This window comes from Pedobacter sp. HMWF019, from assembly GCF_003061025.1.
In the GTDB taxonomy this organism is placed as follows: domain Bacteria; phylum Bacteroidota; class Bacteroidia; order Sphingobacteriales; family Sphingobacteriaceae; genus Pedobacter.
This window is the reverse complement of the sequence record NZ_QAIL01000210.1, coordinates 1-22,559: the sequence shown is the minus strand read 5'-3', so window position 1 is coordinate 22,559 and position 22,559 is coordinate 1. Positions and strand designations below refer to the sequence as shown.

The 22,559-nt window shown below is 40.1% G+C and carries 14 protein-coding genes; 4 read left to right on the top strand and 10 right to left on the bottom strand.

What is annotated here, in order from left to right; genetic code table 11:
* Window positions 1-115: 115 nt before the first annotated feature.
* Both DBR11_RS12605 and DBR11_RS12600 read right to left on the bottom strand, forming a co-directional pair.
* A complete protein-coding gene (locus DBR11_RS12605) occupies window positions 116-3,280 on the bottom strand; it encodes a glycoside hydrolase family 2 TIM barrel-domain containing protein (protein ID WP_108553022.1) in 3,165 nt (1,054 codons plus the stop codon).
* A gap of 10 nt (window positions 3,281-3,290) precedes the next feature.
* Window positions 3,291-4,418, bottom strand: a complete 1,128-nt coding sequence (locus DBR11_RS12600) for a glycoside hydrolase family 76 protein (RefSeq protein ID WP_108553021.1) — start codon at window positions 4,416-4,418, stop codon at window positions 3,291-3,293.
* Between the two features lie 175 nt (window positions 4,419-4,593).
* Here DBR11_RS12600 and DBR11_RS12595 point away from each other — a divergent pair, with 175 nt between their 5' ends.
* Complete coding sequence (locus tag DBR11_RS12595; RefSeq protein WP_108553020.1) at window positions 4,594-5,565, top strand: glycoside hydrolase family 43 protein; 972 nt, start codon at window positions 4,594-4,596, stop codon at window positions 5,563-5,565.
* A gap of 39 nt (window positions 5,566-5,604) precedes the next feature.
* On the opposite strand, the gene DBR11_RS12590 is transcribed toward DBR11_RS12595, so the two are convergent.
* From DBR11_RS12590 to DBR11_RS12565, 6 genes are all read right to left on the bottom strand, one after another.
* Complete coding sequence (locus DBR11_RS12590; RefSeq protein WP_108553019.1) at window positions 5,605-6,948, bottom strand: TlpA disulfide reductase family protein; 1,344 nt, start codon at window positions 6,946-6,948, stop codon at window positions 5,605-5,607.
* Window positions 6,945-8,465: a TlpA disulfide reductase family protein gene (locus DBR11_RS12585; protein ID WP_108553018.1), complete on the bottom strand. Its 1,521-nt coding sequence runs from the start codon at window positions 8,463-8,465 to the stop codon at window positions 6,945-6,947. The genes DBR11_RS12590 and DBR11_RS12585 overlap by 4 nt, the downstream gene beginning before the upstream one ends.
* Window positions 8,466-8,489: 24 nt before the next feature.
* A complete protein-coding gene (locus DBR11_RS12580; RefSeq protein WP_108553017.1) occupies window positions 8,490-9,953 on the bottom strand; it encodes a RagB/SusD family nutrient uptake outer membrane protein in 1,464 nt (487 codons plus the stop codon).
* Window positions 9,954-9,965: 12 nt separating this feature from the next.
* Window positions 9,966-13,490 (bottom strand): SusC/RagA family TonB-linked outer membrane protein, encoded by a 3,525-nt coding sequence (locus tag DBR11_RS12575; RefSeq protein WP_158275280.1) that lies wholly within the window; start codon window positions 13,488-13,490, stop codon window positions 9,966-9,968.
* A gap of 258 nt (window positions 13,491-13,748) precedes the next feature.
* Complete coding sequence (locus DBR11_RS12570) at window positions 13,749-14,957, bottom strand: FecR family protein (RefSeq protein WP_108553015.1); 1,209 nt, start codon at window positions 14,955-14,957, stop codon at window positions 13,749-13,751.
* Between the two features lie 72 nt (window positions 14,958-15,029).
* Window positions 15,030-15,626 (bottom strand): RNA polymerase sigma-70 factor, encoded by a 597-nt coding sequence (locus tag DBR11_RS12565; protein WP_108553014.1) that lies wholly within the window; start codon window positions 15,624-15,626, stop codon window positions 15,030-15,032.
* 79 nt (window positions 15,627-15,705) lie between these two features.
* Here DBR11_RS12565 and DBR11_RS12560 point away from each other — a divergent pair, with 79 nt between their 5' ends.
* The 3 genes from DBR11_RS12560 to DBR11_RS12550 all read left to right on the top strand — a co-directional run bounded on the left by DBR11_RS12560 (window position 15,706) and on the right by DBR11_RS12550 (window position 21,039).
* Window positions 15,706-16,161, top strand: a complete 456-nt coding sequence (locus DBR11_RS12560; protein WP_108553013.1) for an NUDIX domain-containing protein — start codon at window positions 15,706-15,708, stop codon at window positions 16,159-16,161.
* A gap of 251 nt (window positions 16,162-16,412) precedes the next feature.
* Window positions 16,413-19,568, top strand: a complete 3,156-nt coding sequence (locus DBR11_RS12555; RefSeq protein ID WP_108553012.1) for a TonB-dependent receptor — start codon at window positions 16,413-16,415, stop codon at window positions 19,566-19,568.
* A gap of 19 nt (window positions 19,569-19,587) precedes the next feature.
* Entirely contained in the window at window positions 19,588-21,039 is a 1,452-nt protein-coding gene (locus tag DBR11_RS12550; RefSeq protein WP_108553011.1) for a RagB/SusD family nutrient uptake outer membrane protein, read from the top strand.
* 47 nt (window positions 21,040-21,086) lie between these two features.
* On the opposite strand, the gene DBR11_RS12545 is transcribed toward DBR11_RS12550, so the two are convergent.
* Entirely contained in the window at window positions 21,087-22,373 is a 1,287-nt protein-coding gene (locus tag DBR11_RS12545) for an MFS transporter (protein ID WP_108553010.1), read from the bottom strand.
* Window positions 22,374-22,378: 5 nt separating this feature from the next.
* Window positions 22,379-22,559: hypothetical protein (locus DBR11_RS29885; RefSeq protein WP_108553009.1), on the bottom strand; the 181-nt coding region annotated here is incomplete at its 5' end.

Below are 22,559 nucleotides of genomic sequence, written 5' to 3'. Positions count from 1 at the left end.
ATTGGAAACAGCTCTGGAGGAGAGGGATTTACGAACAAAATAAAAGAACTCCTGGGAGAATAAAATCTATATATTAAAAGAGAGGTTGTTCAAAAGACAGCCTCTCTTTTTTATTCTACAAAAATTTAATTTCATAACTAAAATGCTCTGGTCTTGCATAGAGCATGTAAGGTTCAAGTGGCCGTGGACCACACCCGTTTGAACCAACACCAAGCGTTTTGGAGCTTATACATAAAACCGTGTTTTTAGTCTTCGGCAAATCTATTCTGTATTCAGTTTGATCCATCTCCTCATCGCTATAAGGAACACTGGAAAACTGGAGCAGGTTATTTTTGCCCTCTACCTGCAAAGTAGATCCTGAACCATCGGAGAGACTAACCCAGCGGACGTCTTCGTGGTTTCCTCCTTCCATAGGCTTTTCGTAAGGCGTCAGTTCTTTGGTTACAGTTGAGGTATATAAACTAATATCGGAACCTCTCTTCCGATCGGAATAATTTTCCATTGGGCCTCTCCCAAAATACTGCAGATTCTGGAAAGAAGAATTCAGGAACATACGTACACCAATTCTAGCCAGTGCAAGATTTGGATCGCTAAAAGAAACTTTGTTGTCTGCTAATATCGTTCCGTCACCTTTGATGGTGTAAGTAACCTGGTGATCTGCAATAAAACCATTTTTACCCTCGCCTTTTAACACAGTAGCGATGTGAATCTCTGTAGCAGACACCTGAGCAATATCTGTTTGATATGCTTGCCATTTCAGGTTTTTGATTCCGGCTTTCTCCCATCCTTTGTTTGCCCACATATCATCTATCTGATGGGGAGCCCTCCATAGATGCAGTTTAGGTCCCCCCTCTCCGGAAAGCGTTTCCACTCCATGGGTGTTGATACTAGTAAAAGTTCCTTTCTGTTTATTATAAACAAGGTTAAAGCCTGTGCCTTTTATCTTTACTGTATTCCCCTCCTGGGTCAAAATAAGCGGATTCAATATTCTTTTGGCAATCAGTTCCGTGCGATAAACCGGAAGTTCCAGTTGTTGAGCCGCTATCTCATATCCTTTAGCTGCCCAGATCTGGTTTTGATCCAGCACAAAAGAAATTCGGATAAAATATTCTGCTCCAGGTTTAGGCGTGATGTTGTAAGGAATGCGTACGTTCATTTCTTCCCCAGGACTCACCTTTAGTTTTTCGATCTTTCCTTTCAGAATTTCTTTTCCATTTTCTGAAATGCTCCAGGCACCACTAAACTGATCAAGATTGGTGAACTGGTAGCGATTTCTGATGTTAAATGAATCCGCTCCGCTCGATTTAATAGAGATCCACTGATAAGCATGCCTCATTTCCGGATAATGCGGTTTCGGAGAACGGTCTGAAGCAACAACACCTTTATGGATGAAATAGTGATCGTTAGGAAAATCCCCAAAGCCACCACCAAAAGCGAGGATAGGATGCTCCGGATTGCGCCGATTCCATAGGCCTTGATCCTGATATTCCCATACAGCTCCTCCAAGTAAAGCAGGATATCTATCAAACAGATCGTTATAATCGCCAATTGACCCCATCGAATTGAACATCGCATGTGCATATTCGCAGAGATAGTATGGTTTTTTCAAGTGTTCATCTTTTGCACTTTCTTCTACAGATTGCGGACTGGAATACATTCTGCTATCTATATCGGCGGGGTTCTTTTCTCCAATTCCAAAGCCTTCATAATGTGTTGGCCTTGTAGAATCTATTGACTTTATAACATTTAAAGCGGCTCTGAAATTACTGCCGCCTGATCCGCATTCATTGCCTAACGACCAGATGATTACCGATGGGTGATTCTTGAAGTTCTCTACATTGGCTACGTTGCGGTCTATAATCGCTGCTTTGATCCTTGGCTCCTCATTAAATTTATCCATATTTCCATGGCATTCCAGATTTGCTTCTGCAACCAGATAAATGCCATATTCATCACAGAGTTCGTACCATCGTGGATCATCAGAATAATGACAAGTGCGAACGTGGTTGCAGTTGCCTTGTTTAATCACTTCCAGGTCGCGACGCATTTGAGCCTCTGTAATGGCGTGCCCCACCTCAGGCCAGTGTTCATGGCGGTTCACTCCTTTCAATTTGATGGCTTTTCCGTTGACAAGGAATGATCTGCCTTTAATTTCAATTTTCCGAAATCCCATACGGGAAGAAATGGTTTCTATAATCTTTCCTCCGGAAATGACCTGCACCACAAGAGTATACAATTTTGGCGTTTCAGCAGTCCATTTGATAGGGTCTTTCACACTGAAGCTCAAATCTGTTTTGAGCTCTCCGTTTCCTTTAATCACTTGAAGCAGCTTCTCTGCGCTGGTTATGAGTTGACCTCCATCATACAATAAAGCTTTTAGCTTTTGCCCCGATACAGATTTGTCATTATAGTTCCTGATTTTAGTATTGAGGTTAAGTCTTGCATCGCGATAATTTTCGTCAAGGTCCGTTTTGATAAAAAAATCACGTATATGCTGCTTTGGTGCTGCCCAAAGGGTAACATTTCTGAAAATACCACTTAAACGCCACATATCCTGATCTTCCAGATAACTACCTGAGGTATATTGGTAAACTTCTGCTGCTACCACATTTTTCCCTGATTTCACATATTTAGTGATGTCAAATTCTGCGGCATTCCTGCTGTTTACGCTATAACCCACCTTCTGGCCGTTTACAAAAAGAAAAAAACCAGCATCTACACCATCAAAGGTCATAAAAATACGGTTTCCGTGCCATTGTACAGGTAGTTCAAAATCCCTGCGGTAGCTACCTACAGGATTACGCTCTTTATAAGCGGTAAACTGTTTTGGCGGTTCCCCCATAACGTGAGGAAAGTCAGATTTAAAGGTATAATTATAGTTGCTGTAGATTGGAGTACCATAGCCCTGAACCTGCCAATTTGAAGGAACAGAGATATCCTTCCATGAAGAAACATCATAGCCAGGCTTATAGAAATCTACAGGTCGTTTTTGTGGCCAGTCTACCCAATTAAACTTCCAATTACCATTCAGACTTTTAGCATAACTGGACGCATGTCTGTTTGCATTTAAAGCCTCCTTCAGATTGGCATACGGCATCAACGTAGCATGAGCAACTTCTTTATTGATGCCCAGACATTCCGGGTTTTCAATCTCTGGGGGTATCGGTCCCCCTTTAAGACTATCCTGAAAACTATTTGCCTTTAGCTGGTAACCACAGGCGAATAACAATAGGGACAGTGCTAAAATTGACCGTCCTGATCTAAAATAAGATAATTTCATCGATGCTCTTTTAATTTTTAGACGTTAATAAAGCCAGTCGTGCATAGATCTCGCTCATACCTGCCTGATCAATTAATGATTTTGTATCTTTTTTACCCAACAGACCATGCTCATCCCTTTCTTTTTCCCAAATCTCTAGAGCATCTTGTTTGTAAAAATCGATCCAGTCCTTATTATGGTCAATTTGATAAAGTGCAGCATAACCCCTCAGCATAACCGCATTGAACCAGTAATGAGAAGGAAGACGGTCTTTCTTATAGAAATAATCTTTAGCAGCACCTGCAATTTTTTGGGCTTCAATCAGGTATTTCTTCTCTTTGGTTATCTCATAAAGCAATACATTAGATTGAAGCATAGTACCTACATTATAAGTATAAAAGGCTTTATCAAGCTTTAAAGAAGGGATTTTTATGTTATCGTAGAACAGACCATCTTCAGACTGCAAGGTTTTACTGGTCCAGTCGTAGACCTCTTTTGCCGCTTTCAGGTAGCGTTGTTCTTTAGTGACTTTATAAAGCTCGAGCGCAACCAGTATGGCTGGCCCGTTAGAACAAGTATTTTTAGTAGAATGATCTCCTTCCTTCCAGTAAAGCCCACCTCCCGCTTGCTGGTCTGCACCAGACATCATAAAGGTGTAAATCATCTTTGCTACCTGCAGATATTTTGGTTTATGGTTCCTCCTGTAAGCATCAAGATAAGCAATGGCAATCCACTGGTTGTCATCATAGAACCTCGAACTCAACCGCTCAGCAGTTACATAATCCTGATAAGCTGCAGGTTTCTTACTATTGTAATACTGGTCTATGGCCTTCACCACTGGTTCCATATATTTCTTTCCTGGATTCAAACGCTCCATTTCATTAGCGGCCTGTATCAGCGCGCACAAGGGCCATAACCAGGAATGAATATTTTCCCTGTGCACCGTATCTGTAGTTTCAAAATACAATCCGGTTTTCTTGTCTGTAAAATAACGATTGATATTGGTGTAGGTCTCTTCGGCCTTTGTCTTGTAGTTATGCCGTTTTACTGTAGCTGCACTTGTTTTGACTACGAAATTGGTGCTGTGCTTTTGCTGGGCCGTGGTTAGGCCTGCAATCAATACACCAAGCGATAGAATACTTAGCTTTTTCTTGTTCATTTTAGTTTCAGTTGTGTTACGTTATAGTGTGTTATTTGTGATAGCTCAATATTTAGTAAAACGTTTTATATTTGGTTTCAAAGAAGAAAACTACGACTTTTAACTCGAAAAAAGAATATTTTATATAAACAAAATTGTCATTATGACAATTTTTTATTGACCTAAACCATTTATAATGAAACGAACTCTAGTTCTCCTGCTCATGCTGCAAACAGCAGCTCTTACCTATGCCCAAAAACAAAGCCGGGGAAAAACATCCGGCAATCCAATTTTTCCTGGATGGTATGCCGATCCAGAAGGTGCGATATTCAATAAGACCTATTGGGTATACCCAACCTACTCTGCTCCTTATGGCAAACAAGTATTTTTTGATGCATTCTCATCAAAAGATTTGCTCACCTGGACCAAACATTCCAAAGTACTGGATACAGCAGATGTAAAATGGGCTACACGTGCAGTCTGGGCGCCTTCCATAATTGAAAAGAATGGCCAGTACTTTTTGTTCTTTGGGGCAAACGATATCCAGAATAACCAGGAAAAAGGTGGAATTGGTGTAGCGGTATCCAATAAACCAGAAGGGCCTTTTAAAGATTACCTTGGACATCCGCTGGTGGGCCAATTCCACAATGGTGCACAACCCATTGACCAGTTTGTGTTTAAAGATAAGGATGGCAAATATTACCTGATATATGGTGGCTGGAAACACTGTAATATAGCCAGGCTTAAAGATGACTTTACAGGTTTTTCACCAATGGAAGATGGCCAGGTGTTTAAAGAAATCACTCCTGAAAACTATGTTGAGGGCCCTTTTATGTTTATCCGTAAGGGAAAATATTATTTTATGTGGTCTGAAGGTGGGTGGACAGGCCCCGATTACAGCGTAGCTTATGCAATCGCAGATTCTCCTATGGGGCCTTTCAAAAGGGTGGGAAAGATTTTACAACAAGATCCTAAAATTGCCACAGGTGCGGGCCACCATTCTGTAATGGGCTCTGCAAAAAAAGATGAATGGTTTATTGTATACCACAGAAGACCACTAGATCAAACAGATGGTAACGCAAGGGTAACCTGCATCGATCGCATGTACTTTGATCAGGATGGTTATATAAAACCGGTTATAATGACCAATGATGGGGTTAAACCTTAATAAAAAATCCCCTGCCGAGCCGGCAGGGGATTTTTTATTTTAAAGCAGCTGCTTAATCGCTTTAAGAGCATCTGCCGATGAGGGCGCAGGCGCATCCATATCCGCCACCTTAAAGTTTTTGTCAATCAACAGGATTCTAGGAATGCCTACAATATTGTAAGCTTGTAACTTATTCCTATCGATCAGCCATTGCTGGCCATCTGCTTTACGGCTCTCCACACTCTTCTTCCACACCTCAGCGTCGTCATCAAGGGAAAGGGAGACAAAAACAATATTGGGGTTATCTTTATATTCTACCTTTAGTTTTTCAAAATAAGGCATTTCATGCATACATGGCCCGCACCATGTAGCCCACAGATCTACATAGATGACCTTGCCTTTTAAACTGCTTAGTTTTACAGGCAATCCATTCAAATCTCTTGCTGTAAAATCAAGAGCCTCATCTCCTTTTCCGAAAGAAAGCAATTGCTGCAGCATTTGATTGGCTGCTTTCTTATAAAGAACCGTTTTAATTTGTGCAATCCGCTCTTTAAACTTAGCCAGTTCGGATTTGTTTTTAGCTTTTTCCATCTCTCCCACCAGTTCTTCTGCCTTATACCAATCCTTAATGGGTTGTGCAAGTTTAATATCCGTACTGTCATTAATCAAGTCATTAGCAATGTCCCGGTACACGGTCATTTTCATGAGTGAAGCGTCTACAAAATTACGGCCGTAAGTCATTACTTTTGACTTTATCGCTTCCTTATAGCGTAAAGCATAGATTTCAGCATCATGAGCTTTAAGCTTAAGAATCATACTACTATAGTCTTCTCCACTCAACAGACTATTGATCAGGTCTGCTTTAATCCTTGCAGTTTCCAAACGCCTGAATTCTGCTGTTAATCCCGTTGCAAACATCAATTCTTTTCTTCTCGTTTCTGCGCTCGCCTCTACCGCCGCAATAGTGGCTTCAGGTGTGTCTTTAACCAGTTTGCCCGCCTCAAGGAAAGAACCGCCTTTGGGAAATGGGGTATTTCTGAGGTAGTTATTGGCTTCTGCTCCTTTTCCCTTAAAAGAAGCATTTCTTGGATTATTTTTATCGATAACAACTTCCATGTTATCGCCTGGGCTTAAATACAACGTATTGCGGCCAAGACGGAAATAATTCGCTGCTTTTACCGGAAAACTAATCTTAAAGCTGGCATCTTTACCTGGAATGATAATCCGCTCACCTTTTGGCGGCAACAAATATTGAAACTCAGACAAGTCCTCTATATCAACCTGATTACTAAAGTTTTTAAGCTTTCCACTTAAAATAACCATACCCGTCTTTTGCTGAGCAAAGCCGGTGTTCAGTCCAAACAACACAAAGCCAATAACTACAATTTTAAATCTGTTTTTCATCCCTGTTTTCCATTTTTAAGTACCAGGTTGATCATCAGCTCCAAATCTTGTTCATTGTCGCCATCTGTTCTAAAATTAGAAAAAATAACACGTCCGTTTTGATCAATCAGAAAATTAGTTGGAGCTCCCCCTCTATTGTCCAGATTCCCTTTAGCCCTATCTTTTACATCGGCAATTGGTGTAAAGCTATAACCGCTGGACTTCATAAATGGAACGACATATTCATCTTGCTCCGGAACGATATTAATCCCGATGTAATCAACCTGCTGCCCTTTAAATTTACGGATTACGCTTTCAAAATGAGGAAACTCGCCTCTACATGGCCCACATCCTGGAAACCAATACGTCAACAACACCACTTTACCTTTATAGTCCGTCAAGGAGGCCGAGCCGGATGTTAAATATTTTTTAAGGGTAAAGGGTGTCGCTGGTTTTGCTTTGGCATCAATCGCTTTCCAGATATCCGCGTCTATCTCAGTTGCAGACCTTCCAGCTTTGCCTCCAGAAGTCACAAGTTGCTTCTTAATGGCTACCGAAGGTGATTTTGCAAAGGCATTGATCAGCGTATCATATCCCGCAGCCGGGCTATAAGCAATTTCCGCTGCTTGCGCTTTAAACAACAACAAAGTGTTATTTGAGCCAAAATAACGGGGTAGTTTAATACTATGGATAATGTCTAAAGCTTCTTTTGATTTCTTCTGCTCCAGCAGGGATCTTGTTTCTACAAAACTGCTGGCTGTTTTCTCTAATTGTGCCCAGTTTTGTCCTTCTACCTTTTTAGCCCTGAGTTCTTTGGCCAGATCCTCCGCTTTTTTCGGATCTTCTTGCAAAAGCAGGTCATAGAAAGAAGACATACCACTGGAAGACCAGCTAAATTTTTCTGGGGCATAGGTGTTTTTTAATACCTCAAATCCTTTTAATTTATCTGCTTTCTCAGGGGAACGTTGCGCCAGCCAATATAAGGCCTGAGCACCACGTTCGCTTGTTGGGAAGTGTTTCACCAGTTCATCGGTAAGCTGCAGGTATCTTTTCCGGTCTACTGTTGCAAAAGAACCAGAATAATAAAACGCGTAATCTGGATTCTCAGGCTCTGCCGCTGTCGCTTTGGCAAGATAGTCTCGCCCCTGATCAAATTGGCCCCATCTTTCTGCATCAATCCACAGATTACTCCAGGCTTTAGCTAATTTCGGGTCTATTTTGACCGCTTTTAAAAGATAAGGTTTTGCTTTCGGGCTTTCCTCATCCGCATAAGCTGCGCCAACAGCATAAGGAACAACAGCTGATGTAGGGAATTTTTTCTGCCAGGCTTCATATTGTACCAGGGTTTGCGGATTTTCTATTCCCGCAGCTTTAATATATTCTTCGTGAGCTTTTAAATCATTTGGATTGGCTTCAACAGCTCTTTTCAGCTTTGTAAGAACAGCCGCATCTGTTATCGTTTTATTTTTTTCCTGCGCAAACAGAGAGAGCGGAAGCATCAAGGCTGCGGCAACAGAAATTCTTAAGATTATTTTCATCTTTATGGTGTTTTAAAAGGTTCGTTAATAAGCATTTTGTTGTATTTGGCCCTTGCTGGCATCCATTTCAACACCATTAATTGGTACCAGCAGACGCTTGGTATCCAATGTATAGGTTTTTGGTGAATTGACATCTACAGCACCGATGGATACATTGAAGAAATCACGGGTTACAGTTACATTATCTCCTGGGTAATCATTTACACTAAAACGGCGGATATCATACCAGCGCATGGAAAAGGGCATTTCTCGTCTTCTTTCTTCCAAAACTTTTTTAATTGCCTCGTCTTTACCGCTTGCTGTTAATGGAATATAGGTACTCATTCGTTTCATACGAAGGATATTTACAGCATCCATTGCGCCAGTGGCGTCTCCTTTGCGTGCCAATGCTTCTGCTTTATTCAGAAGCACCTCAGCAATGGTTGGCCCATCCGGTAAATATTTTCCATCGCTAAATACTGTATACCTGAATGCTGCTGGAATAACAACCGACATTCTCCTTCCACCATTTGGAATCATAAAACTTTTATAGCGGAGATCATTTTGTGTATCGTATAAATTTAGCAAGGCTTTACTTGGAAGATACCACTGAGAGGCTGTATAGGTATAACGGGTATAATAGAATTCTGGCCAGTACAAAAATTTTGCCGGTTGCCAGTCGTTTTGTTCCACGTAGTTTAGCGTTGCCGCCGGACTGGTGTAAGATTTGGAAATACCTGGCTTCAGGGTTTTGTAATCCACTAGCTTTGCATTGATACTTCCAAGTGCCTTTGCAGCTTGCTCCAGGCTTTGATCATAATTACCCGTGAATAAATAATATCGGCTCATAAATGCCGCAATCGCTTTTTTACTCACCCGCCATGCTCTTACAGGATCGACATCATCGTTAGCTACTTTTTGTGCCTCTGCAATATCCGAAAGAATAAAATCATAAGTCTCTTTCAGTGTTGCCCGTTTAAGTGGCTCAGTATAGTCAACTGTCTTTTTTAAAGGAAGGCCCATAGAACCTAAATTGGCATCGCTGTAGGGTGCGCAGTAATAATTGGCCAGCACCCAATAAGAATAGGCACGAATAAAATACGCATCCGCTCTTACACGTTGACGGATGGTCTCATCGCCAGTAACCTGGTCGATATTGGCCAGTATTAAGTTTGCAGTGAATATCTTTTTATATTCTCCATTCCATAATGCATCTGCTGCTGCACCAACTACCCCACTCACACTATTTACATAGTATTGCATGTTATCAATGGTAAAAGCAGAAGGATTGTTCTTGTACAATTCTTTGGTGATTTCTGCATCGTCAGTAGAATAAGTTGCAGTAAGACTGGTGACATAGGCAAAGGCAGTCGCATTGTCAACCAATGCTTCTAGCTGTTCTACCGTTTGGATACTGGCTTGTTTTTTGGGTTCTTCTGAAAGGTATTTCTTACACCCTGCAAATAGAATCAACCCGGTAATTAAAATGACTGATTGTATTGTTTTCATGTTGTTCAGATCTTAAAATTGAAGGTTTACACCGAATGTATAACTTTGCTGTGGCCTGTCTGTTCCAGGCAGCCAGTCTGGGTTAAAACCTTGACTGTTCGCATGCCAGATCATACCCAGATCCCTGGTTTGAGCGAAAACTCTAATATTATTGATGTTAAGTGCTTTTGTTATTCTCTTGGAAAGTGTGTATTCAAGCGTAAGCTCTTTACATTCAATATATGAAGAGCTTTCAACCAGACTGCTCAGATTTGGTGCATAACGGTCCCAACGATAAGTACTAGTTTCATTTGGAAGTGCAAATCCAGGAAGGTTTGGGTTACCTGCCAACACTTCGCTGATGTATTTATTGACGAAGGTCTTCCCAAAGCCCACTGTAGCCGCGTAATCAAAAACAGGGTTGCGGTATACTCCACCAAGTGTCCCTATGAAAACGGCTGTTAAGCTAAAGTCTTTAACCTTGATGTTGTTAACCCAGCCTAATGTATGTGGAGGTGTTGAAGTTCCTTCATACTTGAGAAAAGGCAAACCAAGCCCCCTGTTATATGGTGCCAGATCATTAAAAGAGATCAATGTTCCATTCGGTCCTGCAACTTGAGGCACACCGTCTTTCATACCTCTGTATTCAAACGAATAAATAGAATTTACTGGCTTGCCCTGTACAAAGGCTCCCTCTATCATTTGGTACACATAAAGCGGTGGATTATATAAACTATTGATATTATTATAATTATAAGCGTAATTAAATGAGGTTGTATAGTGAATTGGGGTATTTGGAATATCTACATTTGTACCTAGCGTAATCTCAATACCTCGGTTGGTTATACCTGCGTTATTGAATTTCTGGCTCGTCGTTCCAGTGGCTGCAGGTAGCGCTACCACACCAATAATTCCATCACCCTTCTTATTATAGAGGTCTATGGTTCCGAAAAGTTTGTTATTAAACAAGGCAAAGTCAACACCTAAATTTGCGCTGGTTGTTTTTTCCCAACGTAAAAATGGATTTCCATTATCCGCAATTGTAGCCGTAATGGTTCCCGTGCTTGAATTCAGACTGGTGCCAACATTTAACAGGGCTTTTGTAGATGTTGAGCTTTCCACATTTCCATTCTTTCCATAAGTTAAACGTAATTCCAAGCGGTTAACTGACTTCATGTTATCCATAAAATCTTCATTTTTCAAATTCCATTTTGCCCCAACCGACCATAATGGAGACCAGCGTAATTTTGGATCATCTGTAATAAAATTAGATGCATCACTACGTATGCTTCCGCTTAAGGTATATTTATTATCATAGCTGTAGGAAGCATTTCCATAGAAAGAAACAAATTTATTTCGTGTCCAGCCAAAGGTTGTATTTCCACCAGGAACAATTACCCCAGAATTGCCTTCAAAGTCTGTAAACTGATCCAAAGAACTTCCATACCCATATGGAGGAACGGTGGCCTGCAGTTTATCTTCTGAATATCCATAGGCGTAAGGATTAATCCTGGTATTTAAGGTCGACTGGGAAATTTCCATACCCACAATAGCCGAAATACTATGTTTGGATCCAATGGTTTTATCAAAATTCAGCTGATTACGCACCAGAAAACTTTCTAAATCTGTATTGGGTAAGTTAGTTGTTGATCCATCATCATTGAGTACGGTACGTCCTTTTAAAATACCCCCTTTTGGAATATAGGATCTACCTACAGTTTTTGTATTATCGTTGTATTCGGTCATACTGTTTACCAGACTTCGCACAAAAAATGTGCTCTCATCATAATAGTCCTTGTAATCTACTTTTGCTCTTTCGTATTGGAATTTAGTATCAAAAGTTAAACCTTTTGTGATTTTCAAATTCAACCCTGTTTGTATTCTCGCACTTAAATTCTGATTTGTCAGTTTTCTTCCGTTGACCTCGCGCAACAGGTTATAAGACCAATCAGCATAGGGAAATTTTGAAGCAGGAATCAGGGCGAGCTGTTCCCGGTTATACGTATTTAGATTGGTTGCATAACTTCCATCCGGATTGAGCAACATCTCATATGGAGAAAGGTCCTGAATTTCAGCTATAGTTGCACCACTGTTTTCTGCCCTCTTATACTGAAGATTGGCAGAAATGTTAAAATTAAGGAAGGTGGCCAGCTGATAACTATTATTGAAATTTAAATTGAATCTGTCATATTTGTTCTTCACGTAATTGCCTTTATTTTTCTCATAAAGTATAGATGCATAACTCTTTGATTTTTCTGTCCCTGCCTGCAGGTTCACGTTATACTGATCAAGAATTGCATTTTGCAGCAACAAATCTTTAATCTGGGAACGGTTGCTTATCTTACTTAAACGATCAAGCCCAGCATTCATATCAGCAGTACTTAAGGTACCATTCTTATTGGCATATAAAAGTTCCTGTGCCAAGGTTAGCGAATTGGAGATATCACCAAATGAACCGGAGTAAGGAAAAAAAGTCCAGTTGTTGTCAAATGCTTTTCTTTCGTAAGCCACCTGATCTGCCGAATTGGCCTGGGTAAGCACCTGATCCAGATTGAGCTTATTAGAAATACGCGTAAAGACATTCGCTTCTACTTTGAGTTTGCTCGTTCCTTTTAATTTTTTGGTTACAATCACGATAACCCCGTTCGCTGCCCGGGCACCCCAAATTGAAGCAGCAGCGGCATCTTTCAACACAGTAACAGATTCAACGTCATTTGGGTTAATATCAGAAAAATCACTCGCTGATACTGGAAAACCATCTACCACAACCAATGGGCTTTTATCCGCATATAAGGAGGTATTTCCCCGAATCAAAAAATCTACACTACCGTCTGCCCGCTCTTTAGCTTGCATACCAGCTACCATTCCTTGTAAAGCAGTAGATAAGTTTGAAACAGGACGGCTATTCAACACATCCCTACCCACCTGGGTAAACGAACCTGTTGCGCGTTCTCTTGAGATCGTTTGATACCCGGTAACCATTACTTGTTCCAGCTGCGCAGGATTAGGTTCCATGGTAACATTGATCATCTTCCTGTCTTTTACCTGCAGCTCAGTAGAACGATATCCCACATAAGAAAAAATAAGTATGTCATTGTCTTCTGCCAGGAGCCTATAATTACCGTCTTGATCTGTAATAGCTACTTTTCCACTTTTTCGTGCCTTAACACTTACACCAGGCATAGGAATTCCCTTTTCATCCAATACTTTACCTATAATTTCAGCCGTTTTGATGTAATTCATTACCCTGTCTAGAAGATTAACTTCCTTTAGCGTAATGAGGATCGTCTTATCAGAAATCAGGTAATCAAATGGTTGTCCTTCTAAAGAGCGATCCATGACTTCTTCTATTGAGGCTTTATCAATCTTAATATTTACCGGCTTTGCTTTGAGTAGCCAGCTGTCATTGAAAAGGATCTGGTATTTACTTTGTTCTCTGATCTTTAACAGCACATCTTTTAAAGACCCATTTTTTTCCGAGAGCGTAACTTGCTGAGAATAGCCAGCTGCAGTAACCTGCAAACAAGCAATGGTTAAAATGATTACAGTGAGTTTCATAATTAAAATCGTTTTAGATTTTAAAAACCGGAGGCACCGGCTATTCTTCTTAGGGCCATGCAGGTTATTGCATAGAATAATGAATTCCATATCTTTGGAAGGTTAAGGTGGTTGATTGTTTAGTTGAATTTGCGTTTAATTGCGGTCTTGCTGCCTTAATAAAACCGGACTGCGTGGCTGCGCAGCCGGTTTATTTTTTTTGGAAATTTCTTCTTAAGAGTTTCCGGCATATCTATAGTATCGCTGTTACATAGGCATCTATTTTTTAATCGAGGTTTTCAAAACTTTATTTTGCACTTTAAATTTCACATTTGCGGTAATTTCAAGCATTTGCAAAACGCGATATAGAGACTCGTTCCTGGATATATAACCCGTAAGGCGAAGATTCGGAACACCGCTATAATCGACATTGATATTATACCAGCGGTTAAGCTGTTTTAGTATATTGCTTAACTCCATCGCATCAAAAAGAAAGTTTCCGTTTTTCCAGGCCATAACTTCTTGGATATTAGCTGGTTTTACAATAAAATTGCCCGAATTTAACTCCGATTGCTGTCCTGGTCTCAATACAACATGCTCAATATCTGATGCCTCCTGGAAACTTGAAACCTGGACAGAACCTTCAATCAGCGTAGTTTGTACAAATGTATTGTCGCTATATCCATTAATATTGAAATGCGTACCTAAAACTTTGACTTCCTGAGTATTGTTCTTAACAAAAAATGGCCTGCTTTTATCTTTGGCAACTTCGAAATAGCCTTCCCCAGCCAACTCAACACGTCTTTCCTTTTGAGAAAAACGCACTGGAAATCTTAATAAAGACGCCGCATTGAGCCATACTTTAGTACCATCCGGTAAGTTGATCTGGTAAGTTCCTCCTTTTGGGGTTTCTATGCTATTAAACTGATCATTATCTACCCCTGTACGCTGTTCACTAAATTGGTAAACAAGGTTTCCATCCTTAGTTTTACTAATAGAAACACCACTCTGTTCAGCAAACCTACCGTTTGCTATACTATCAAGGGTTATCTTTTTTCCGTTAGATAAAGTGAGTGTAGCTACAGTTCTTCCTGGCGAAATACTTTCAGTAGCATAGCGCAGCTCGTCATCGTTTGTTTTGTTTTCCACTACAAACCAGCTGGCAATAGAGATCAGCAATAATACTGCCGCTACAGATGCATACACCCACTTCTGTTTCCGTCTTCTCATCTTCAGCACCTTAGAGGTACCATGTATCCTGTCTTTTACCCTAACCAATGCGTTTACTGCCGGAAAGGAATTAAGGCCGTTTAGATAATGATCCCGCCCATCCCGACTGTTTAACTTTTTAAATAGGCTTTCGTTAGCAGGATCGTCATTGATCCATTGCATCAGTTCCTCCTGCTGCAACGGATCAAGGCTGTTATTCATATATCTTGTAATTAAGCCAGCAATTCTAAAGGAATACTGAACTTCCTGCTCTTCCATATTAAGTACCTGTTTTGCATATAGAACAGGAACTCCCCTTATTTTATCTAAAGATTCTTAAAATATTTTTTATTATTTCCAGAAACCATGAATAATCACGGCTGCACAAAATAAGAAATCCCGTTGGGTAAGTCTTTCTTTCAACAGAGATAGTCCTCTCATTTTTTGATTATTGACTGTACTCACTGAAATACCAAGTTTAGCTGATATATCTTTAGGCTTAAGGCCCTCTAAAAAAGTCATTTTGATGACACGCTGACATTGCTCTGGAAGAGTCTCGATAGTAGAAACAATATTATGAAGGACTTCTGCCTCTATAATACCATGAAGAATACTTCGTTCTATACTTAGGTCATGTTTGAGTACATAGTCCTGATGCTTCTGCTTTACCTTACCTTTTTCCAAAAAATTAAAACCAGCATTTTTCACCGTAATGTACAGAAAAGAACGGATGGCAGGGAAAGTATCAAAGTCAGCATGTCTTTCCCATAATTTCACAAAGGCTTCCTGTACAATATCTTCAGCAGCAAAATGATCATTCACTATCCGCTGGGAAAATACACATAATGGACTGTACAAATGATTAAAAAGCTGATCAAATGCTCCCTCATTTCCTGCCTTAAAGTTGGATACAATTGAGAGACCATTTTGTTCTGGCAGGGAGTCCATGGATAAATTGAAATGATTTTATTGCGCTAATATAAAATATAACAAGATATAAAACATTAGAACTATAATATATTTGTACATGGGCAAAATCAGTGCAGGAATATTACTTTACAAAAAGAAACTAGATCAGCTCCAGGTTTTACTGGTACACCCTGGCGGACCTTTCTTTAAAAACAAAGATGCCGGCTGGTGGACTATTCCTAAGGGCGAGTCTGAAAACGACGAGGAACTGTTAAAGACGGCGTTAAGGGAATTTCAGGAAGAAACAGGTTATGTGCCTTCCGGCAACTTTAGGCCTTTAAATCCAATAATTCAAAAAGGTGGCAAAACAGTATATGGTTGGGCGATAGCCGGGGAACTGGAAGTTGCCAATATTGTCTGCAATACTTTTGATCTGGAGTGGCCCCCTAAATCAGGTAAGATTCAACAATTTCCAGAGATAGATCAGGCTAGGTGGTTTGATCTTGCAGAAGCCCGACTGAAGATCAACGAGCGTCAAATTGCCTTTTTAGATGAATTAATGACCTGGGCTTAAGATTTTTGCATACAATTTCCAAGATTTATTTTGTAGCTGGCGGAAACGATTCCGTAAATAAACTGGTTAAAACGTGAAAAGTGTTCAAATAATCAACTTATGTTTGATTATAGACCGTATAGGTCCAATACATTCTAACCAAAATATTTACCAAATTCAAAGCCCTATGAAAATAACGGACGGCTCATAGTCTTTGCTGATTACTAACAGCACTAACACAAAAACATTAAAAAACTTATCACCTAAAAATCATGAAATCAAGACTTTTACATTCGAAAGTATGTAAGGTTGCGTTTTTACAAATTGTCTTCAGTTTACCCCTAATCGGAAATGCATGGGCCAAGCCGGCCCCTGATCCTGCACGCGGTAAATTGGACAATGGTATCTCTTTCAACGCAACCCGCAATCAACAAATAATCACTATAACAGGAACGGTTACTGATGAAAATCATCTCCCACTACCGGGAGCAAGTATCAAAGTAAAAGGTACAAATACCGGAACGTCTACAGACGTTAACGGCCGGTATTCCATTGGCGTTCCTGACATTAGCTCCGTACTGATCGTTTCTTCTATCGGCTTTAGTCCAAAGGAGGTTTCGGTAAGAAATCAGACTAAAATAGATATACAATTAACTTCAGATTCCAAAAACCTGAACGAACTTGTTGTAGTAGGTTATGGTACCCAGAGAAAGAAAGATGTAACGGGCTCTGTTGCATCTGTTGGTTTAACCAATGTGGATAAAACACCTGTTTTTGGAACTGCTCAAATGTTGCAAGGCCAGGTTAGTGGTGTACAGGTAACACAAACCAATTCTCAGCCGGGAGCCGCTTTCAGCGTGCGTGTAAGAGGAACAAACTCCATTAATTTTAGCAGTGATCCTTTATATGTTGTAGATGGTTATGCAGGTGCAGATATCACCGCGCTAAATTCCAATGATATAGCTTCTATAGACATTTTGAAAGACGCCTCTTCTACCGCTATTTATGGTAACCGGGGAGCAAATGGAGTTGTCATTATTACCACAAAGTCTGGATCAGGCGGAAAAAACGTAATCAATGCAGATGTCTATTCTGGCTTTCAAAAAGTTGGCAAAACACTTGATATGATGAATGCCAGCGAGTTTGCCAGCTATCTGAACCAGGTAACCGCCTATTTGAACCAAAACAACACCACACAAACGCCTATTCCTTATACTCAAGATCAGATTAATGCACTGGGGGAAGGAACAAATTACCAGAAAGCATTATTTAAAACCGCACCTATCACAAATGCAAACGTCTCTATGATGGGTGGTTCGGATGGCACCAAATACTTGCTGAGCTTTAACTATTTCGATCAAAAAGGAATTATCTTAAATTCAGGCTATCAGCGTGGAACAATGAGGTACAATTTTAACCGGGCGGTAAGCAAGAAGATTAATTTTGGTTTAAACTCTCAGATTTCCTACGATAAGCAAAACCTGGCAAATGTGAATACAACAGGTGGTGCAGGCGGAGGTACTTTACTTGATGCCTTACGGATCAACCCTGGTGTTCCAATTTATGACACCAATGGAGCATTCACTTACCAAAACAGTCCGGCGGGTTATACAAACACATTGGGTAATCCAATAGCAGCTGCTACTTTGAATACCAATTCCATCACTAACTTGCGCTTGTTTGCCAATGCATTTGCAGACTACGAGTTCATTAAGAATTTTAAACTCAAAGTTAGTATTGGTACAGATGACCGTTTCTCTAAAGAACAGACTTTCAGGCCAAATACAACCTTTTTAGGTGCAAGTACAAATGGCTACGCCCAAATCGTTAATCCACAGAATTTAAGCTGGTTAAACGAAAACACATTAAGCTATAATACCATCTTAAATAAGATCCACTCCATCAGCGCCGTGGTTGGTTTCACTTATCAGGAGTTTAAGTTTAGCAGCAATACAACAACTGCAACGGCATTAACTACAAACAATTTAGGTACAGATAATTTAAGTGTTGGTGGAAGTACAACAGCAACATCAACTGCAAATAAAGTGGCCCTTGCATCCCTGCTTGCAAGGGTAAATTACAGTTTAATGGACAAATACCTGGTTACACTTTCCTACAGGAGAGATGGTTCTTCTCCATTAGGAGAAAAATATAAATGGGGAAATTTTGCTTCCGGAGCTTTAGCATGGAGAGTTTCTTCTGAAGAATTCCTGAAAGATAACGAAAAGATCAGCGATCTTAAATTACGACTTGGCTATGGTCTGACGGGGAATTCAAATATACCGGCATACTCCCCTTTACAGCAATATTCTTTTAACACTTATTATTCTAATGGCCGTATAGTAGGTGCATCACCAAACAACATTGGAAATCCAAATTTACAATGGGAAACCACCACTGCTTATAACGCAGGTCTTGATTTAGGACTGTTCCAAAACCGGATTAGTTTTACTGCAGACTATTACAACAAGAAAACCACCAAGTTATTATTTAACCGCACTGTACCATCAACCAGTGGTTTCACAACTGTTATTGATAATATCGGTGCCGTTCGTAATAGGGGGTTTGAATTTTCAATGAATACACAAAATATTCAATCGGAGAAAGTAAAATGGTCTACTACACTTAACTTTTCAAGAAACATCAACCAAATACTAGATCTTGGAGGTGTAAATTCACAGTTAACGGGTAACGTAAGTTCGAGTCTTTATCCTGGCGGAAGAAGTGCCGCTATTCTGCAGGTAGGCAAGCCAATAGGTTCCTTCTATGGTTACGTCTTTGACGGGATCTGGCAGAGTGCTCAGGAGATTTCACAAAGTGGCATCACTACCCCTGTTAAACCAGGAGATCCAAAATATAAAGATCTGAATGGTGACCACTTGATCAACGATGCAGACAGGACCATTATCGGGCAGGCATTACCTAAATTCTCTTATGGAATATCCAACAACCTGACTGTAGGCAAATTTAACTTGTTTATTCTATTACAGGGTGTGTATGGAAATCAGATCTTAAATGAAAATAAGATAGAAATTGAGAATGGAACCTTATCCGATAATAAACTAGCCTATGTATTAACCAATAGTTGGAATGGAGAAGGCACCAGCAATACGTTACCAAGTTTAGGCAGTACTTTGAGAAGAGGACTTGGCCCAACAAGCGATATTTTGGAAAGCGGAAGCTATCTACGCTTTAAAACAATTACATTGACTTACGACCTTCCTCTGCCCAAAATGTCTTCTGTATTCAAAACGGCTAGCGTCTATGTGACTGGACAGAATTTGATTACGATCACTAAATATTCAGGATATGACCCTGAGGTGAACTCTTATTCAAATTCTGCAGGAAATTTCACTTCCCTGGGAACTGACTACAACCCTTATCCAAATATCAGGACATATACCCTGGGATTAAGACTTGGTTTTTAACCTTTAACAGAATAATGAGATGAAAAAAATATTTATAGCTTTAGCTTTAGTCCCTCTGTTTTTTGCCTCTTGCAAAAAAGCTTTGGAAGAAAAGCCTTATAGTGTTTTAACACCGGTTAACTTTTATAAAACAGCTGCTGATGCTCAACTCGCCATAAATGGTGTACTAAGCCAGCTACAACCACAAGCCTACTATCAGCGCACCATCTATTTGATTACTGAACTGACTGGAGATGGTCTTGTCCCTTTACTCACGCAAAATCAGGAACGTATTGATTTGTATAAATTACAGTATACAGCATCTAATATTGAGATCCAGAACTGGTGGCAAAACAGTTACAAACTTATTAGCCGGGCAAATGACGTCATTGCCAATGTTCCTGGCATCAATATGGATGATGCCCCAAAAAATAATATCATTGGCAATGCCATGTTTCTTCGCGCCATGGCATATTTTGACCTTGTAAGAAGTTTTGGCGATGTGCCAATAGTACTGAAACCAATCCAAAGCCTTGAGGATCCAAACCTTTACCCGGATAAATCTCCAGCAGCAAAAGTGTATGAGCAGATCATTTCGGATCTTAAATTCGCAGAAGCCAATTGCTACGCAGAGAACAAAATTAGCATTAAAGGAATGGTCTCCACAGGCGCGGCGTCTGCAATGCTTGCCAGGGTTTATCTGCAACGCAGTAGCACAACATTTGCTGATGTTAATGACAGTCAAAATGCACTTGCATCATGCAATAAAGTTATTAATTCAGGTATTTATAAACTGATGAATAACTATTCTGACGTATTTAATTGCGACCTTAAGTATTTTCCAACTCAAACAGAACACATCTTTGACGTACAATTTGGAGATGACAACAGTACAACCCAGAACATTATTATCAGAATGTTCTCTCCTGCTATTGTAAAGGGTTCCGGATCATTTGTTGCCAACCTGAACCTGTTCAACAACACCTACACCAAAGACGATGTCATCCGGAAAAACTGGAACGTATCCAATACAGCAGCAAATACTACTGTTACACCTTATATCTCGAAATTTAAAGATCCTAAATGGGTTGCGGGTACGAATAACTCCCGGGTAAATTGGATTGTTCTGAGATATGCAGATGTATTGATGATGCAATCTGAGGCAATGAACATGGTAAACCCGGCAGATCCAGCTAAATTTAATGGCTTAAATGCGGTTAGAGCACGTGCAGGTCTGACTTTACCAACACAACAACTAAGTCTTGCCAATACACCTACATCTGCTGCATTTGTAGACTCCTTGGTTAAGGATCGTTCCCGCGAGCTTTGCATTGAAGGGCATAGACGCTGGGATCTGATCCGTCTGGGAAAATATAAGGAAGTTGAAAAAGCAGTAAATAATGTTACTGTACAGGATTTCCAACTGCTTTTCCCAATTCCATCATCAGAATTAGACGCCAATAAAAAACTAAAACAAAATACAGGATATTAGTCCTGCACAAAAAAAGCCCTCAATGAATTTCATTGAGGGCTTTTTTTTTAAAACTCTGCTGCGATTAGTATTTCTTCAGCTTCCTCTTTAGCTAAGAGCGGTCTTTCATTTGCTCTCTTTTTAGCTACCTCATTTACCCGATACATCAGATAAATACTGATCAATGATATCGCAAAGACCACATAACCCACAATATCATAGTTTTTCAAAGGACTGAATTTGTTGTCCTGGTATACAATCATACCTGCTACTGCAGCTCCAATTCCTCCGGCAATTTGCTGAAGGGAAGCATTAATGCTCATAAATGCCCCTCTATCTTCCATTTCGGGTACTGCACTCATTAAGGCCTGTGAAGGAACCATTCTTCCCATAACTCCCATCATCATCATTACGTTGAGCACCAGTACAATCCAAAACGGTGTTATTGACAAATTGGTATAGATCACACAAACCGCAATCATCCAAAAGCAAGCTACAGCAAACAATTTATATTTGCTTACTTTATCACTCAAACGGCCAACCAATGGCATAACGGCAAGCGCGCTTACACCCGATACCATGAACAGTAAAGGAAGTTGTTTTTCTGTAACATGCAGATTATTTACCGCGAATACACTTCCAAAAGGCATCATCATAAAGCCACCAATCGACAATACAGCAGTAGCCATAAACCCAATTCTGTAATCCCGTTTGGATACCGTATGCCATAAATGTGTAAAGGCAGATTTATCATTTTGCAGTTTCAGGTGTTGAGTCACAGGTTTAAGTGTAATTGCAATAAATATTGCTACCATCACAGCCATTCCTGCAACCATTAAAAAAGGTGCTTCCCAACCCCATAAATTAGCGATATACAATCCTATAGGAATACCTAAAACCTGACTTGCACCAAAACCCATTGTTACAAACCCCATAACACGCCCCCTTTGCTGTAAAGCAAAAAGGTCAGTAATGATGGCCATAGAAATGGAGCCAATCACACCTCCAAACAGTCCAGTGATGATCCTGGCAGCAACCAGAACCTGATAAGACTGTGCAACTCCACAAAATATTGTTCCAATAATGAACCCGCTGTAAAAGAACAACAAGAGCTTTTTCCGGTCAAAACGGTCAGCAAAGCCTGCCGTCAGAAGACCAGAGATACCAGCGCTAAAAGCATAGGCAGAAACCGCAACTCCAAAATTAGAAGGTTTCATATCCAAAGACTTGATCAGAAGGTCGCCCAAAGGCGACATGACCATAAAATCCAGAATAACCGTAAACTGGGTAATTGCAAGAATAAATATAACGGCTTTTTGGTAGCCGGTAAAAGGGATAATTTCGTTTGCTTTCATTTAAATTATTTTAATTCACGGCATTCATAGCCGTATTGATTAATCAATTCGATAATTTGATGGTGTTTTAGCTCATGGGATATGATCCTGAGTACATAGTCCTCGTCGTCCAAATCTACATTCCAGTCTTCAATGCACTCATGCGTATTAAGAACAGGCTGTAAGGTCAAGTGAGCTGATTCGGAT

Excerpts from the sequence above, each read along its gene's own strand:
- DBR11_RS12605 (WP_108553022.1), bottom strand. The coding sequence starts at position 3,280 with ATGAAATTATCTTATTTTAGATCAGGACGGTCAATTTTAGCACTGTCC.
- DBR11_RS12600 (WP_108553021.1), bottom strand. The coding sequence starts at position 4,418 with ATGAACAAGAAAAAGCTAAGTATTCTATCGCTTGGTGTATTGATTGCA.
- DBR11_RS12595 (WP_108553020.1), top strand. The coding sequence starts at position 4,594 with ATGAAACGAACTCTAGTTCTCCTGCTCATGCTGCAAACAGCAGCTCTT.
- DBR11_RS12590 (WP_108553019.1), bottom strand. The coding sequence starts at position 6,948 with ATGAAAAACAGATTTAAAATTGTAGTTATTGGCTTTGTGTTGTTTGGA.
- DBR11_RS12585 (WP_108553018.1), bottom strand. The coding sequence starts at position 8,465 with ATGAAAATAATCTTAAGAATTTCTGTTGCCGCAGCCTTGATGCTTCCG.
- DBR11_RS12580 (WP_108553017.1), bottom strand. The coding sequence starts at position 9,953 with ATGAAAACAATACAATCAGTCATTTTAATTACCGGGTTGATTCTATTT.
- DBR11_RS12575 (WP_158275280.1), bottom strand. The coding sequence starts at position 13,490 with ATGAAACTCACTGTAATCATTTTAACCATTGCTTGTTTGCAGGTTACT.
- DBR11_RS12570 (WP_108553015.1), bottom strand. The coding sequence starts at position 14,957 with ATGGAAGAGCAGGAAGTTCAGTATTCCTTTAGAATTGCTGGCTTAATT.
- DBR11_RS12565 (WP_108553014.1), bottom strand. The coding sequence starts at position 15,626 with ATGGACTCCCTGCCAGAACAAAATGGTCTCTCAATTGTATCCAACTTT.
- DBR11_RS12560 (WP_108553013.1), top strand. The coding sequence starts at position 15,706 with ATGGGCAAAATCAGTGCAGGAATATTACTTTACAAAAAGAAACTAGAT.
- DBR11_RS12555 (WP_108553012.1), top strand. The coding sequence starts at position 16,413 with ATGAAATCAAGACTTTTACATTCGAAAGTATGTAAGGTTGCGTTTTTA.
- DBR11_RS12550 (WP_108553011.1), top strand. The coding sequence starts at position 19,588 with ATGAAAAAAATATTTATAGCTTTAGCTTTAGTCCCTCTGTTTTTTGCC.
- DBR11_RS12545 (WP_108553010.1), bottom strand. The coding sequence starts at position 22,373 with ATGAAAGCAAACGAAATTATCCCTTTTACCGGCTACCAAAAAGCCGTT.